Below are 13,003 nucleotides of genomic sequence, written 5' to 3' on the forward strand. Positions count from 1 at the left end.
TTCCAATCGGATCGGATCATGCAAGCCCCGCCTTCTCGAAATGCTTGCGCAGCAGACGCAACCCCAACAGGCCACCGATGAGGCCGAACACCGCGGTCGAAATGTCGAAGGCGACCAGCACCGCGGGGGAGAGCAACGCATCCATGGACTCGACGTAGTCTGATCCCATCTGCGCCATGGACTGGCTGGAAAAGTAGTCGTCACGCGCGTAGAAGATCGGCAGCATCGGCCCGATGAACCACATTGCATAGACGGCGTACGCGAGGACGCCCATGCGGCGCGAACGGTACCGCCCGAGTGCGAGAATGGCGTCGGCGACGAGGCCGCAGACGAGGGTGACCACGAAACTGATCGGGGGATGCCCGGTGAGCAGCATCAGCCCTGCGGTGACTATCGCAAAGATCGTGACCATCCCGGCATGCTGCACACGGCTGACGAAGAGCATGAACGGAACACCGCCGGCGATAATGCTGACGGCCATCGCGACCAACATGACCGCCGGGTTGATGAAGCCGAGCATATTGATCGCAAAAACGGTGACGACGTAGAGAGCGCCGAAGATTCCGATGTTGATCAGATCTCGTGGGCTCATCCGGACGTCGATACGACGGGCCGAGGAAGGTTTGGTGGCGTTGATGGTCACGGCAGTCCTGACTGTGGCTCGTTCGGTGCGGATCGCGCAACTGGGCGCGCACTGGTAATGACAGTGGTTGTCAATAGCGTAAGGTAGTCGCGTGCCGTCCTCGCGTCCAGGTGGTCGGCTCCTGTGCGGGACCGGCGCATGGGAGCACGAGCAGTTCGTTGATCAGTCGGAGCTCGCGGCGGTCTTGCTGTTCTCGCTGATCAGCCAGTCGGCGACGTCGCGGAGTTTCATATTCGCGTGCTGGGACGCGGTGACGAGCATGGTGAAGGCCTGGTCGGCGCCGATTCGTTCGCGGTGCATCAGGATGCCCTTTGCCATGCCGATCGTGTCCCGTGTGTTCATTGCCTGCCGTAGTGTGGCCTTCTCCGCCGACCCGGCCAGTGCGACCGCGGCGTGGGCGGCGAACAGTTCGCCGGTCAATTCGGCGGTCGTGTCGAATGCGTGCTGTTCGAAGGCGTACAGGTCCAACGACCCCTGGGTCCGTTCGTTGGTGAACAGCCGAAAGCCGAGCATGGATCCGATGCCCATCTCCTGTGCTGCTGCCGCAAATCTCGGCCACCGGCGCTCCTCGGTCATCAGGTCGATTCGGTAGATCGCCTCGTCTCTGACGGCATCCACACACGGCCCCTCCTCGAGCTGGTGCTCGATTTCGTTGACCCTGTGCACCAACTCGCCGGTTGCGGCAACGGTCCGCAGCTCGCCTCCCTCGAGTAACGAGACCGCCGCATGATCGGCGCCGGGGACGGTATCGACGACCGCCGCGACGATGCCTTGAACCGTGCCCTCGATGTCGGGCTCGCCCTCGAGTGACCGAGTGACGGCGGCAAGAGCTTTCGTGATGTCCCGCCACTGCTTCTGCATACCGGAGTGGTTGTCGTTTCTGGACATCTGCGTATCTCCCTACGCTGCACGGACCGGGTGCCCGACGTCGCCGAACACTCAGGCCGACATGGTGATGGGTGCCGAAGTGAACCCACTATAGGTCTTCACGCACCACGGGCAATTGCGTGGTTACGCACACGAGTTCCCGATGCACAGAAGCCGAAGAACCCGCGAGAAGCCACCTTCGAATGCGCAATCAGCCCCCGTGACTACGGGTGCCTCGACTGGACGGTCGCTCAGCCCGTCCGTTAGCATGGTGACGCTGTGGTTGGGCAGTCAGCCGCGCGATGTTCATCCGGCCGTGTGCGCTCGCTCCTGGTTAACCGTGTAGCGGGTATCGCTCATCGGTCGGGTCGCGGCGAAGTGAGGTGTTCTTCGTGACCTACAGTCCCTCCGATTCTCGCGCGTCCCGGCATTCCTCCGACGCGCATCCGTCGTATCGAGAGCGCGCAAAGCGCCCGTTCGTCCCTCCCGGGTTCATCCGCTCGGGACGGTGGCTGCCGGCCACCGGAATCGTCGTGAGTGCAACAGGATTGAGCGTTGCTGCCGTGTGGGTGACCGGCTCGCTGGTGCTCGGCGGTCTGATCATGCTGTTGACGCTGGCCTGCGTGCTACTCGCCAGTGTGATGATCTGATCTTCGGCGGAATCCAGATCTGCCGATTGCGTACACCGATTCGAGCGGCAAAGTGAACGTCATCCGCTCCGACTGCACCGCGAGATTGTGTGGTACTTCTTGTAGCCCTCAGCGCGTAACCTGCGAATATGTCCTCCGAATGGTCGACTCGAGGCGTCCGGCTCGCAGAGTTGTTGGGCGTGCTCTCACTGGGGGCCGATCTGGGCATGGGCCAGCCGATGGAGCATGTGCTGCGACAGTGCCTGATTGCGCTGCACCTCGCAAGACGGGCGGGACTGGACGAATCGAAGCAGCAGGTCGTCTATTACACCTCGATGATCGCCTGGGTCGGTTGTCACGTCGACGCATACGAGCAGGCGAAGTGGTTCGGTGACGATCTGGCCTTCAAGTCCGACTTCCGGCGGGTGGACCTCTCCGGACCGGCAGCGCAGGCGAGGTTCATCCTGGGACACCTCGGTACGGGGAGACCAGCACGTACTCGTGCCGGTATCAGCATCGACTTCGCCCGTGGCGGAGGGAGACGCGCCGCCGCGGACATGATCGGCAATCACTGGCGAGCCACTGACGATCTGGCCTTCCGGCTGGGCCTCGGCACAGTGGTGCGTCGCAGCATCGAGCAGACGTTCGAGCGCTGGGACGGTAGGGGAGTGCCCAAGGGCGCCAAGGGTGCCGACATCCTGACGACATCGCAGCTGGTGAACCTTGCCGACGTGGTGGAGATTTTCCATCGGGCAGGCGGAATCGATTCTGCGGTCGGGGTGGCCCGACAGCGCAGTGGTACCCAGTTCGCGCCTGACCTGGTGGAGCTTTTCTGTCACGAAGCGCCACGGATGTTCGATCGTCTCGGGAACTCGAACAGCTGGGATGCCGTCATGGACGCGGAACCTGCGTCGGTGATCTGGCTGTCCGATGCCGAATTCGTTGCGGCACTGGAGGCGGTCGCGGATTTCGTAGACCTCAAGTCGCCCTACACGATCGGTCACTCGCGTGCGGTCGCAGATCTGGCCGCGGCGGCAGCCCGTCATTACGGGCTTTCGACAGCAGAAGCACACACGATTCGAATGGCCGGGCTGGTCCATGACCTCGGCAGGCTCGGCGTCCCCAACACGATCTGGGACAAGCCCGGCGCACTGACCGAGGCGGAGGCCGAGCGGGTACGGATGCATCCGTACCTCACCGAACGGATGCTGACCTTCTCCCGTGCGTTGGCGCCGCTGGGAGAGATGGCTGTCGAGCACCATGAGCGTCTCGACGGCTCCGGCTATCCGCGGGGATTGGCTGGGGACGCTGTGACTTCAGGAGGTCGGGTTCTGGCCGCCGCCGATACCTATCGTGCGTGGCTCGAGCCACGCCCACACCGCCCCGCAGGGACTGCCACACAGGTGGCCACGAGGTTGAGTGCAGAGGTGGGCGCCGGCCGGCTCGACGGCGCCGCTGTGGCCGCCGTGCTCCGTGCCGCCGGCCACAGCGGCAGCACACGAAAGACCTGGCCTGCTGGGCTCACGACCCGGGAGGTGCAGGTACTTCGCCTGCTTGCCCACGGTTTCTCGAACCGGCAGATCGCCGACGAACTGGTGATCTCGCGAAAGACGGTGGGCAATCACGTCGAGCACATCTACAGCAAGATCGGTGTTTCCAACCGGGCCTTGGCGAGTCTGTTCGCCTCGAAGCATGGACTTATGCGCGGCGTGCTGGCCGACCCCGCGTGACCTGCCCTGCGCCTTCCAAGAATTCGGGCCGGAAGATGGGGTCATTGCCCCATGCCTTGGGAGGGCCTCCTGCCTAACGTCGAATATGTGATCCGTTCCCGGGTCCGCTTCGCGAAAGGGATGACTGACAATGACTGAGTTGAAACGGCCCACCGAGGTCGACGTGGACAAGCTGATGGGCTTCGTTTTCCGATCGGTCGACGAGATCGGGGCAACTCTCAACACCGCACTGGTTGTGATGGGCGACAAGCTCGGCTACTACCGAGCCATGGCGGCTTCGGGGCCGACCACGCCCAGACGACTCGCCGCCGACACCTCCACCACCGAACCGTATGCACGTGAATGGCTCAATGCCCAGGCCGCCGGCGCGATCGTCGAGTACGACGAAACCTCCGGTCAGTACACGCTTCCCCCCGAGCACGCTGTCGCCTTCACCGACGAGTCCAGTCCGGCATATCTGCCTGGCTTCTTCCAGCTCGCACTCGGCACGATGCAGGACTCCGCGCGGATTATCGAGCAGGTTCGCAGCGGAGCAGGATTCGGCTGGGACCAGCACACTCACGATGTGCACGAGGGCTGTGAACGGTTCTTCCGGCCCAGCTACAACGCACATCTGGTTGCCGAGTGGCTACCGGCACTCGACGGTGTAGTCCCCAAGCTCGAGACTACGGGTACGCGGGTGGCCGATATCGGCTGCGGTTACGGTGCCTCCACGCTCATCATGGCCGAGGCGTTCCCCCACGCGTCGTTCATCGGGTTCGACTACCACGCAGGTTCGATCTCCGAGGCACGCGCGAGAGCGCAGGCCGCGGGCCTCGGAGACCGGGTGCGATTCGAGGTGGCCGCTGCCGACTCGTTCGACGGGGACGACTACGACCTGGTCACCACCTTCGACGCCTTGCACGACATGGGTGACCCAGTGGGCACGGCCACGCACGTACGCCGCAGTCTTGCCGATACCGGCACCTGGATGGTCGTCGAGCCGATGGCCGGTGACCACGTCCAAGACAACCTCAACCCGGTCGGACGTGCCTACTACGGGTTCTCGACACTGCTCTGCACCCCAGCCTCGCTGTCCCAGGAAGTCGGGCTGGCACTCGGCACCCAAGCCGGCCCCGCCCGAATCCGGGACGTTGTCACCCAGGGTGGTTTCACCAGGTTCGCCAAGGTGGCCGAGACACCGTTCAACCAGGTGTTCGAGATCAGGCCCTGAGCTGTTTGTTGCTGTCGACGAAGGCCCATTTCTGAATGCGCTGCGGACGCGTAGATTCACACTTAGTGGGTGCGGAGGCAGATCCTGGCTGGTAGGTGTTCTGCGATCTGTGCCGCGTGTGCGGTACCCGCCGATCCGACAGACCGACCAGAGCGGGCACGCCGCCAACGAACTGGGGCGAGTTGGGTATGACTGAACTACCGACCGGAACGGTGACTTTGCTGCTCGCGGACGTCGAGGGTTCCACGCGGCTCTGGGAAACGCAGCCAGATGAAATGACGAGCGCCGTGGCGCTCCTGGACCGTGCGGTGTCCGACGTGGTCTCCACCTACCACGGTGCTCGGCCGGTCGAGCAAGGCGAGGGCGACAGTTTCGTGGTTGCTTTCTGTCGCGCAAGCGACGCCGTCGGCTGCGCGTTGGATTTGCAACGGGCGCCCTGTGCGCCGATTCGGCTGCGGATCGGCATTCATACCGGTGAGGTGCAGCTGCGCGACCCCGACAATTACATGGGCCCGACCGTCAACAGGACGGCTCGTGTGCGCGATCTGGCTCACGGTGGTCAGACGGTGCTGTCGGGCGCCACGGAACAGATCGTTGTCGACCGTCTACCTTCAGGTGTTTGGCTGACCGATCTCGGCACCTATTCACTTCGAGGCACGGTCCGGCCAGAAAGAGTGGTGCAGCTGTGCCACCCCGACCTCCCCAACGACTTCCCGCCTCTCAGGGCAGCGTATCCCGCTGGTCCACAACAGCTTCCAGTATTGTTCACCAGTTTCGTGGGGCGCGTGGAACAGATCGACGAGGTCAGGCAACTCCTTGGGGTGAACCGACTGGTCACCCTCACCGGCGCAGGCGGTGTCGGCAAGACCCGCCTCGCCATGCGTGTAGCGAGGAAGATGGTGGACGAGTTCGACGGCACCGTGCGGTACGTCGATCTCGCGCCGATCACCGACCCTGATGTGGTGCCGGCCGCGATGGCGAATGCGCTGGGACTTCTCGATCAACCTGGCCGTTCCACTGTGGACACGCTCGCTCGCGTCATCGGTGAGGGCCGAATGTTGGTGCTTCTCGACAACTGTGAGCATCTGCTGGACGCCAGCGCAGAACTGATCGTTGCCCTGTTGGGTGCGTGCCCGGAACTGACGGTCTTGGCAACGAGTCGGGAGCCGATCGGCGTGGACGGTGAAGTGAGCTGGCGAGTGCCGTCGCTGTCGCTCGACGAAGAGGCAGTCGTGTTGTTCACCGAACGTGCCCGGCGAGTCCGCCCGAACTTCCGGGTCACCGATGACCGTGCTGCAGCAGTGGTCGAGATTTGCCGGCGCCTCGACGGTCTACCGCTGGCGATCGAACTCGCGGCCGCGCGGGTACGCGCACTCACGTTGGACGAGATCGTCGACGGTCTGCACGACCGCTTTCATCTGTTGACGGGCGGAACTCGTACCTCATTGCGCCGTCAGCAGACATTGCGTGCCTCGGTGGATTGGTCGCATGCCCTGTTGACCGAGCCCGAACAGGTTTTGTTCCGTCGGCTGGCGGTGTTCCTGGGTGGTTTCGACCTCGACGCCGCGCAGTTCGTCTGCAACGGCAGCGACGTGGAGCGCTACCAGATCCTCGATCAGCTCGTCCTGCTGGTCGACAAGTCCCTGGTGGTCGCGGACGAAAGTCGGCACATCACGCGGTATCGGTTGTTGGAGACGGTGCGCCAATACGCATGGGAGAAGCTCGGCGAATCCGGCGAAGCCGACGCCGTGCGAGCCCGCCATCGCGATCACTACACGACGATGGCCGAACTTCTCGATACTCCTGGTCGTGCCGACCATGAATGGCTTGTCGAGCACACCGAAACCGAGATCGACAACCTGCGGGCCGCCTTCCGGTGGAGCCACGAGAACGGTGACACCGAACGATCATTGGACTTGGCATCATCGCTGCAGCCGTTCTGGTTGGCACGTGGTCGCATGCGGGAGGGGAGGACCTGGTTCGAGGCTGTACTCGGCCGCGACGCGGTAAGCGAATTCGATGATGCTCTTGCCGAACATGATTGGGACGCACTGGGGATGACGCCCGCGGTGAGCGCTCGCGCGCTTGCCGACAAGGCTGTACTGGATATTTGGGTCGAGGGCGCCACGAGCATGGACGGGGCGCAGAAGGCCCTGGCGATTGCTCGCGAAGTCGGAGATCCTGTCGTGCTGTCTCGGGCATTGGCTGCCTGTTCTTATGTTGCCGGCTACAGCTACGACACCGAGTCGGCGACACCCTATTTCGCGGAGGCGATCGAGCTCGCACGCACGCTCGACGATCGTTGGCGGTTGAGTGAGGTCCTGACCACGCGAGCGAATACCGCGATCGTTGTGGGTGACCCCATCACGGCTTGCACGGCGGCCGAAGAGGGTCGAGAGATTGCCGATTCTGTCGGCAATTGCGCTGCCGCACGCGAATGCCGAATGTGCCTCGGATGGGTACAGCTGATCCAGGGTGACTTGATCGGCGCGGTCGCACGCTTCCGCGCGGTGGCTGCAGATGCTGAGTCCGCTCATGATGTCTACCTCTTGCCCGCCGGCCTCATGGGTTTGGGAATTGCACTGGTGCACCAGGGGAAGGTGAGTGAGGCACGCGCAGCAGCTGATGCGAGTACGGCTGCTGCCGCCGACGTCGGCGGCTTCTTCCTTGGCATGGGGTCAGCGGTATCGGCCCTTGCCGCGCTGTCGGCAGGAGATGTACCGGCGGCAGAAGACGCCAGCGAGGCGGCGTGGAAACACATGAGCGCTCTACCGGAGCTTGCCACGGCGCAGCGCGCCTTCAACGCGACCGAGGTCGCGTTGGCTGAAGGTGATCTCTTCGCGGCCCGAAGGTGGGCAGACGACGCGGTCTCGGTGGCGACGGGCTGGCATCTGGCAGTGGCGCTGACGACGCGCGCCCGAGTGTCGGTTGCCGAGCGCGAACGAGACGATGCGGATCGCTATGCGCGCGACGCGCTCTCCTGTGCGGTGAGCACGAAGGCGTACCTGACACTTCCCGACATCCTCGATTGCATTGCAGATCTGGCCGGGGATGCAGGCGGTGACGAGGCCGCACGCCTCTTCGGCGGGGCCGACGCGATCCGCCGACGTATCGGCGTGGTCAGGTTCGAGATTCACCGCGCCGGCTACGAGGCGTCTGTTGCGAGGTTGCGTGAGGCGATGGGCCACAAAGAGTTTGACCATGCATGGGCTGAGGGTGCTGCGTTGTCGACCGACGACACGATCGATCTGGTCCGGCGTCTCGACGATGAACGGAAGCGACCGGCGAGCGGTGGGGTTTGATATCGCCGCGCTGGTCCGACCAAAGGAGACTCCACGCGATTTCGAACGAGAGTGCGGTTGATACATGGCGCTTCGCTACGTCGACCCGGCCAAGAATCGCGGGTCGACGTACAGGATGGTGGAAAGGTTCGGGCGCTCACGCGCCGGGCAGGTCTAATGCGCGCAAGATCGCCGCTCGTATCGATCCCTGGACGTACCGAGCTACCGAAGGGCGACTGCATTCAACGGCCTGGACGATCCCGTCGGCGCCACTTCTGACGACCGGTGCGAAATCAGGGCGCCCACACGAAGTTCAGTTGGTCTACTTCCATGATGGGAGTTCTCCAGTCCTGGTCGCGTCCAACTTCGGTGGAGCGAAGCATCCGCATTGGTATCACAACCTGATTGCGCACCCAGATTGCCGTTTGGGTGGCGAGCCATTCGTGGCTGCGGAAGTCACCGAAGCCGACGAGTACGGCGCTTGTTCGCGCTCGCAGAGCAACTCTTCGGCGGATACCGCGACTATCGCACCAAGGCTCTGTCGGTCGGACGTCGCATCCCGATCCTGCGACTCGAGCCTGACTCGACACAAACAGGTGCCGTGTAGTTCCCTTACTGCTTTGCGCAGGTGAAGCTGGCCTCGAGTTCGGCAGTACGTGTGCCATTGTCTTCGCTGACCTGGGAGACAACGCGGTAACTGTCGCCGTCGATGGTGATCGTCGCGTTCTGACGGTTCTCGGTGTTTGCTTCCCATTCGGTGCCGCCGGTTTCGAGTGTGAAGTCGTCGAGTCTCGGTGGGTCGGACATTACGATCTCCACTTCGAGGTCGCCACCGGTCGAGTCGCTGCCGGCATCGAATTCGAGCTGGGGATGGCCTTCGTCGGTCTCCCACTTGCACCGGGCGGGGTCGAAGGTGGCGTCGACCGGTTGGCCGTCGAGCTTGACTGTCGGAGCCGAGCCGGGGGCGGGCGCGGCGGAGGACGTCTCGGTGTCCGGGCCCGGCGTAACGGATCCGCCGCCCATGGTTGTGCTTGGCGGCTGCGCATCCGAATCGGCTCGGGTATCCGATTCGTCCGAAGAACAGGCCGAAGCGCCGAGGATCAGAAGTCCCGCCGCCAGAGCGGGTGCAACCCAGCCCCTTGCCGTCGTCACTTTGCCCATGTACTCGAGCCTAACAACCACGGCCACCCAGCGGGTCGCGATTCACACCCCGATCGTGGTGGGTGGATCGGCGCTCGCCGGGGCGGCTCACGCCGGATGGCCGACCTTCCTCTTCTCGAAGCGGAAGGCCCATCCGAATGGTTGTGCCTCCTCAGAATCCGGTGTGGTCCAGCCAGTGTTGCCAGACTTCGGAGTTGCCTGAGACCTCGATTCCGGCCTGATCGGAACTGAGCCGTCGGAGCAGCGCCAGCATGAGGTTGCGGGCGGATCCGCGAACGGTGACCGTTGCGGGTCCATCGACGGGTTCCCATGACACACCTTCACTTCCGGAGTGGATCAGCCAGTGTCCGGTCGGCCCGTCGTCGAACTGCAGATGAATGCTGTTCCCTCGCGCGAGCGGTTGAGCATCCAGTGGTAGTGCCGACAGTAGGTCCAGCCATTCCGAGATACCATCGGCGGACAACTCGCAGGAGAGTTCATAGGGAACGCCGAGTGCGAACGCCCCGTCCGCACGATGGACCGTTGCTTCGTGTAGCCGTCGCCGGATCCACCAATGTGAGGGTTTCGGACCTGTGAAGGTCCAAATGGGCGTGTCGGCGCCGACTTCGGTTACGGCGTCGATCACTTTCTGTGCGCCCTCTCGGAGCCAGACGATGGCGCTTTCGACGTCTTCCGGCGGTGTGCCCTCGCGGGCCTCACGCGGGTCCAGAGCCGTGGACATCTGGTCGGACACCATCTGTGCGGCCCAACGGTTTCCGCGTCCGACATGTCGGAACAGTTGATTCATACTCCAACCCGGACACGTCGGCACCGGTGCCGACAGGTCACCGGTTCGCACCAACTCACCCAGTGACTCCGTTTGTTCCACCAGAGCTGTTGCATGGTCGATCTCCGACACGGACTCCATATACGCAGTGTGCACGATGCGATGGTGGTGAGGAGTGCCGATTCGTGTGAGGCGGGCGTACGAGCTCGGGACCGCCACGCCCGGCGTGGGCGTCTTGATCTGTCGGATCTAGGCCACGGTCGTGACGTGCGTGATGCTGGGCGCGGTGTTCTCGAGGCCGGGCAGGAACCTTGCGCCCCAAACGAGGGCTCGTTTCGGGCCGCGCGCGAATCCATAGGGCTGAGTGTGCACGTGTGCGGTCCGTGTCGACCACGAGCGGAGAAGCAGGTCGACTTCGGGTCCCGAGATGCCCCACGGCATTCGCGGCGTAACGTAGCCCTTCCGCATCTCCCAGCCCGTGAGCGACTTCTTCGAAAGCCATCGTGGGATGGTGTCGAACATGAGCTCCACTCCGGGGAAACGCTCGATGAGCGCCAGGTACAGGCGCTCGATCTCCGATTGTTCGAAATACATGAGGATGCCCTGCGCCGAGACGAAGACGCTGTGCGATCCGTCGACCTCGTCGAACCAGCTCAGGTCGAGCGCGCTCTTCCCCACATAGCGACACCGCTTCGAGGAGGGAAGGAAACGTTCTCGCACGGCAAGCGACTCCGGCAGATCGACGCACAGCCACTGCACGTGGCCATCATCGATGCGCTGAAACTGAGTCTCGAGGCCGGCCGCGAGCTCGACCACGGTGCCGCCGCGATGGTTCGCCATCCACTGCTTGACGACGCCGTCGAACAGCAGGGACCGCATGGGATGCGAGTCGTTCGGCTTGCCGAAGTGCCCTTCGTAGTCGTAGTCGATCGCGTCGTAGATGCGAAGGCAGTCCGGATCCTCGAGGTAGGTGTCCGGGCGGCGAGCCTCGTGCGCGCGGTTGTGAAGCGTCATCAGCATGGTTTCGGGCACGCCGTCGATGTCAACTCTCATTCTCGTCCTTCCATGTGACGCCATCGGGTGAGCGGCGGGACTGTTCGTCGTACTCCGCGTCGTGAGACCGCGATTCGGGTGCTTGCTCATCGAGCGATTGCCGATATGCGACACAGCCACGCAGGAACGTCGGCCACGGTGGCACCGCGATGTCGGGATCGACCTGTTCCGGCAGGGTTCCCCAAAGGTCGGGATGATGCCAGCACAAGTTGTGCCCAGAACTGTCTCGATGCTCGCGTATGGCGGTGCGAAGCTTCATCACCTCAGCAACCAGTTCATGTTGCTCCATGTCCGCCAGGTCCTCATCCATACAATCCAGTCTGCGCCACTCCAGGTCGACGCATGCCAGGTCGATGCGTTCGCCGCCAGAGATCTCGGCCTGGTGGACCTGATACCGTCTGCGCGATCACCAGCAAACCTGGTATCAAGCTGTCGAGGCGCTATTGGTGAAGCGTGGCCGGCAATGCCAGAATCTGCGGATGGCTCGGAAACCGAATCACCTCCTGGTCTTCTTGACGGCCAGCGATGACGTTGGACAGCGCTACGAACCAGAAGATGTCCGTATCGATCAGGCAGGCGTCCTCTGGCTTCGCACCGCAACTGGCGAGACTGCCTACGCGCCGACTGCCTGGCACAAAGTCGACTATCAGAACACGGTGCAATGACCGCCGCATCTACGGCAAAGCATGGAGCCGGCGGTCGGGTCCTTCGCGGGACTGATCGTTCTCGGTGAAGTGCTGACACCGACCCAGGTCGGTGCAGTCCTCTGCGTGACAGTGGCATCGGTAGCGGCTGTCGCAACAGTGGACTACCGCTTGGACAGACCGCCGTCGGCGAAGTAGCGGGCACCGGTGACGTATGCGGCATCGGTGCTGAGCAGGAACAGTGCGACGGCGGCGGCCTCGTCGGGCGTTCCAGCGCGGCGGAGCGGGACGCGGCCGACGACCTCTCGATTGAACTTGTCGCGAGTGTCGTCGTCCATGAAGCGGCGAAAGTCGGTGTCGATGTTGCCGGGGACGAGGGTGTTGACGCGGATGTTGCGTTCGGCGAGTGCGGTCGCCCAGCCCCGTGCGGCGGCCTCGATCGCCCCCTTGGTGGCCGCGTAAACAGTGGCGACGGGCGATCCTTCGACAGAGCCTGTCGAAGAGGTGACAACAATGGAGGCGCCGTCGTTGAGATGTGGCGCGAGTGCGGCGATGTGCAGGAATATCGCGCGCACGTTCACCGCCATCATGCGGTCGAAGAATTCGGCAGTGATGTCGCCGACCGGTGCGATGTCGGCGTAGCCGGCATTGAGCCAGAGCCCGTCGAGCCCCGTGTCGGTGGAAGTGCCAGCAAGTTGCGCGGCGAGGGTGGTTCCGGTGTCAGGGGCACCGGCGTCGTTGCTCCACGCCAACACCCCGGGTATGGCTGCCCGAGTGGATTCGAGACGCTCAGCGTTGGTGCCGGTAACTATGACCTGAGCGCCCTCGTCGGCCAGTCGCCGCGCGCCGGCCAAGCCGATCCCGTTGGTACCCCCGGTGACGAGTACACGTTTACCGCTGAAACGGGCCACGAATGCGGTCCACTCCTTCCAGTTCGACGACAACATTCGACGATGCCCCCGTTTCGTTGTGAGTGCAAGCATGGCCGGCCGTGGTGCCCGGCATCCTGGACCCCC

The 13,003-nt window shown here is 63.6% G+C and carries 13 protein-coding genes; 5 read left to right on the top strand and 8 right to left on the bottom strand.

All coding sequences use genetic code 11. The annotated features are described in order from the left end of the window. Positions 1-16: 16 nt before the first annotated feature. Together ACFWO3_RS00205 and ACFWO3_RS00210 are read right to left on the bottom strand one after the other, a co-directional pair. Positions 17-643, bottom strand: coding sequence for an MptD family putative ECF transporter S component (locus ACFWO3_RS00205; RefSeq protein ID WP_378572494.1), 627 nt, complete (start codon positions 641-643; stop codon positions 17-19). 162 nt (positions 644-805) lie between these two features. Then, a complete protein-coding gene (locus tag ACFWO3_RS00210) occupies positions 806-1,531 on the bottom strand; it encodes a GAF and ANTAR domain-containing protein (RefSeq protein WP_378572496.1) in 726 nt (241 codons plus the stop codon). 371 nt (positions 1,532-1,902) lie between these two features. Between ACFWO3_RS00210 and ACFWO3_RS00215 the strand changes: the two genes are divergently transcribed. The 5 genes from ACFWO3_RS00215 to ACFWO3_RS00235 all read left to right on the top strand — a co-directional run bounded on the left by ACFWO3_RS00215 (position 1,903) and on the right by ACFWO3_RS00235 (position 8,995). Next, positions 1,903-2,160 carry a hypothetical protein gene (locus ACFWO3_RS00215; RefSeq protein WP_378572498.1) on the top strand — a complete coding sequence of 86 codons (258 nt, stop codon included), beginning with the start codon at positions 1,903-1,905 and terminating at the stop codon, positions 2,158-2,160. 128 nt (positions 2,161-2,288) lie between these two features. After that, positions 2,289-3,869: an HD domain-containing phosphohydrolase gene (locus ACFWO3_RS00220; protein ID WP_378572500.1), complete on the top strand. Its 1,581-nt coding sequence runs from the start codon at positions 2,289-2,291 to the stop codon at positions 3,867-3,869. Between the two features lie 130 nt (positions 3,870-3,999). Further along, on the top strand, positions 4,000-5,082 hold the full coding sequence (locus ACFWO3_RS00225) for a class I SAM-dependent methyltransferase (RefSeq protein ID WP_378572502.1): 1,083 nt from the start codon (positions 4,000-4,002) through the stop codon (positions 5,080-5,082). A gap of 188 nt (positions 5,083-5,270) precedes the next feature. Beyond that, positions 5,271-8,384, top strand: coding sequence for an ATP-binding protein (locus ACFWO3_RS00230; protein WP_378572504.1), 3,114 nt, complete (start codon positions 5,271-5,273; stop codon positions 8,382-8,384). Further along, positions 8,381-8,995: a nitroreductase/quinone reductase family protein gene (locus ACFWO3_RS00235; protein WP_378572507.1), complete on the top strand. Its 615-nt coding sequence runs from the start codon at positions 8,381-8,383 to the stop codon at positions 8,993-8,995. The genes ACFWO3_RS00230 and ACFWO3_RS00235 overlap by 4 nt, the downstream gene beginning before the upstream one ends. On the opposite strand, the gene ACFWO3_RS00240 is transcribed toward ACFWO3_RS00235, so the two are convergent. The 6 genes from ACFWO3_RS00240 to ACFWO3_RS00265 all read right to left on the bottom strand — a co-directional run bounded on the left by ACFWO3_RS00240 (position 8,976) and on the right by ACFWO3_RS00265 (position 12,898). Beyond that, complete coding sequence (locus ACFWO3_RS00240) at positions 8,976-9,524, bottom strand: lipoprotein LpqH (RefSeq protein WP_378572509.1); 549 nt, start codon at positions 9,522-9,524, stop codon at positions 8,976-8,978. The genes ACFWO3_RS00235 and ACFWO3_RS00240 overlap by 20 nt on opposite strands. A 151-nt stretch (positions 9,525-9,675) precedes the next feature. Continuing rightward, entirely contained in the window at positions 9,676-10,446 is a 771-nt protein-coding gene (locus ACFWO3_RS00245; protein WP_378572511.1) for a maleylpyruvate isomerase family mycothiol-dependent enzyme, read from the bottom strand. Between the two features lie 93 nt (positions 10,447-10,539). After that, complete coding sequence (locus ACFWO3_RS00250; RefSeq protein ID WP_378572513.1) at positions 10,540-11,343, bottom strand: class I SAM-dependent methyltransferase; 804 nt, start codon at positions 11,341-11,343, stop codon at positions 10,540-10,542. After that, positions 11,333-11,653, bottom strand: a complete 321-nt coding sequence (locus ACFWO3_RS00255) for a hypothetical protein (protein ID WP_378572515.1) — start codon at positions 11,651-11,653, stop codon at positions 11,333-11,335. Before ACFWO3_RS00255 ends, ACFWO3_RS00250 begins: the two co-directional genes overlap by 11 nt. 130 nt (positions 11,654-11,783) lie before the next feature. Next, positions 11,784-11,978 carry a hypothetical protein gene (locus ACFWO3_RS00260; protein WP_378572517.1) on the bottom strand — a complete coding sequence of 65 codons (195 nt, stop codon included), beginning with the start codon at positions 11,976-11,978 and terminating at the stop codon, positions 11,784-11,786. A gap of 173 nt (positions 11,979-12,151) precedes the next feature. Further along, positions 12,152-12,898, bottom strand: a complete 747-nt coding sequence (locus ACFWO3_RS00265) for an SDR family NAD(P)-dependent oxidoreductase (RefSeq protein ID WP_378572519.1) — start codon at positions 12,896-12,898, stop codon at positions 12,152-12,154. Positions 12,899-13,003: the final 105 nt, after the last annotated feature.

It is taken from the genome of Rhodococcus sp. NPDC058521, from assembly GCF_042719695.1.
Classification (GTDB): domain Bacteria; phylum Actinomycetota; class Actinomycetes; order Mycobacteriales; family Mycobacteriaceae; genus Rhodococcus_F.

What these genes read in the sequence shown, in the direction of transcription:
- ACFWO3_RS00210 (WP_378572496.1), bottom strand. Translation starts at nt 1,531, where the DNA reads ATGTCCAGAAACGACAACCACTCCGGTATGCAGAAGCAGTGGCGGGAC.
- ACFWO3_RS00220 (WP_378572500.1), top strand. Translation starts at nt 2,289, where the DNA reads ATGTCCTCCGAATGGTCGACTCGAGGCGTCCGGCTCGCAGAGTTGTTG.
- ACFWO3_RS00225 (WP_378572502.1), top strand. Translation starts at nt 4,000, where the DNA reads ATGACTGAGTTGAAACGGCCCACCGAGGTCGACGTGGACAAGCTGATG.
- ACFWO3_RS00230 (WP_378572504.1), top strand. Translation starts at nt 5,271, where the DNA reads ATGACTGAACTACCGACCGGAACGGTGACTTTGCTGCTCGCGGACGTC.
- ACFWO3_RS00240 (WP_378572509.1), bottom strand. Translation starts at nt 9,524, where the DNA reads ATGGGCAAAGTGACGACGGCAAGGGGCTGGGTTGCACCCGCTCTGGCG.
- ACFWO3_RS00250 (WP_378572513.1), bottom strand. Translation starts at nt 11,343, where the DNA reads ATGAGAGTTGACATCGACGGCGTGCCCGAAACCATGCTGATGACGCTT.
- ACFWO3_RS00255 (WP_378572515.1), bottom strand. Translation starts at nt 11,653, where the DNA reads ATGGATGAGGACCTGGCGGACATGGAGCAACATGAACTGGTTGCTGAG.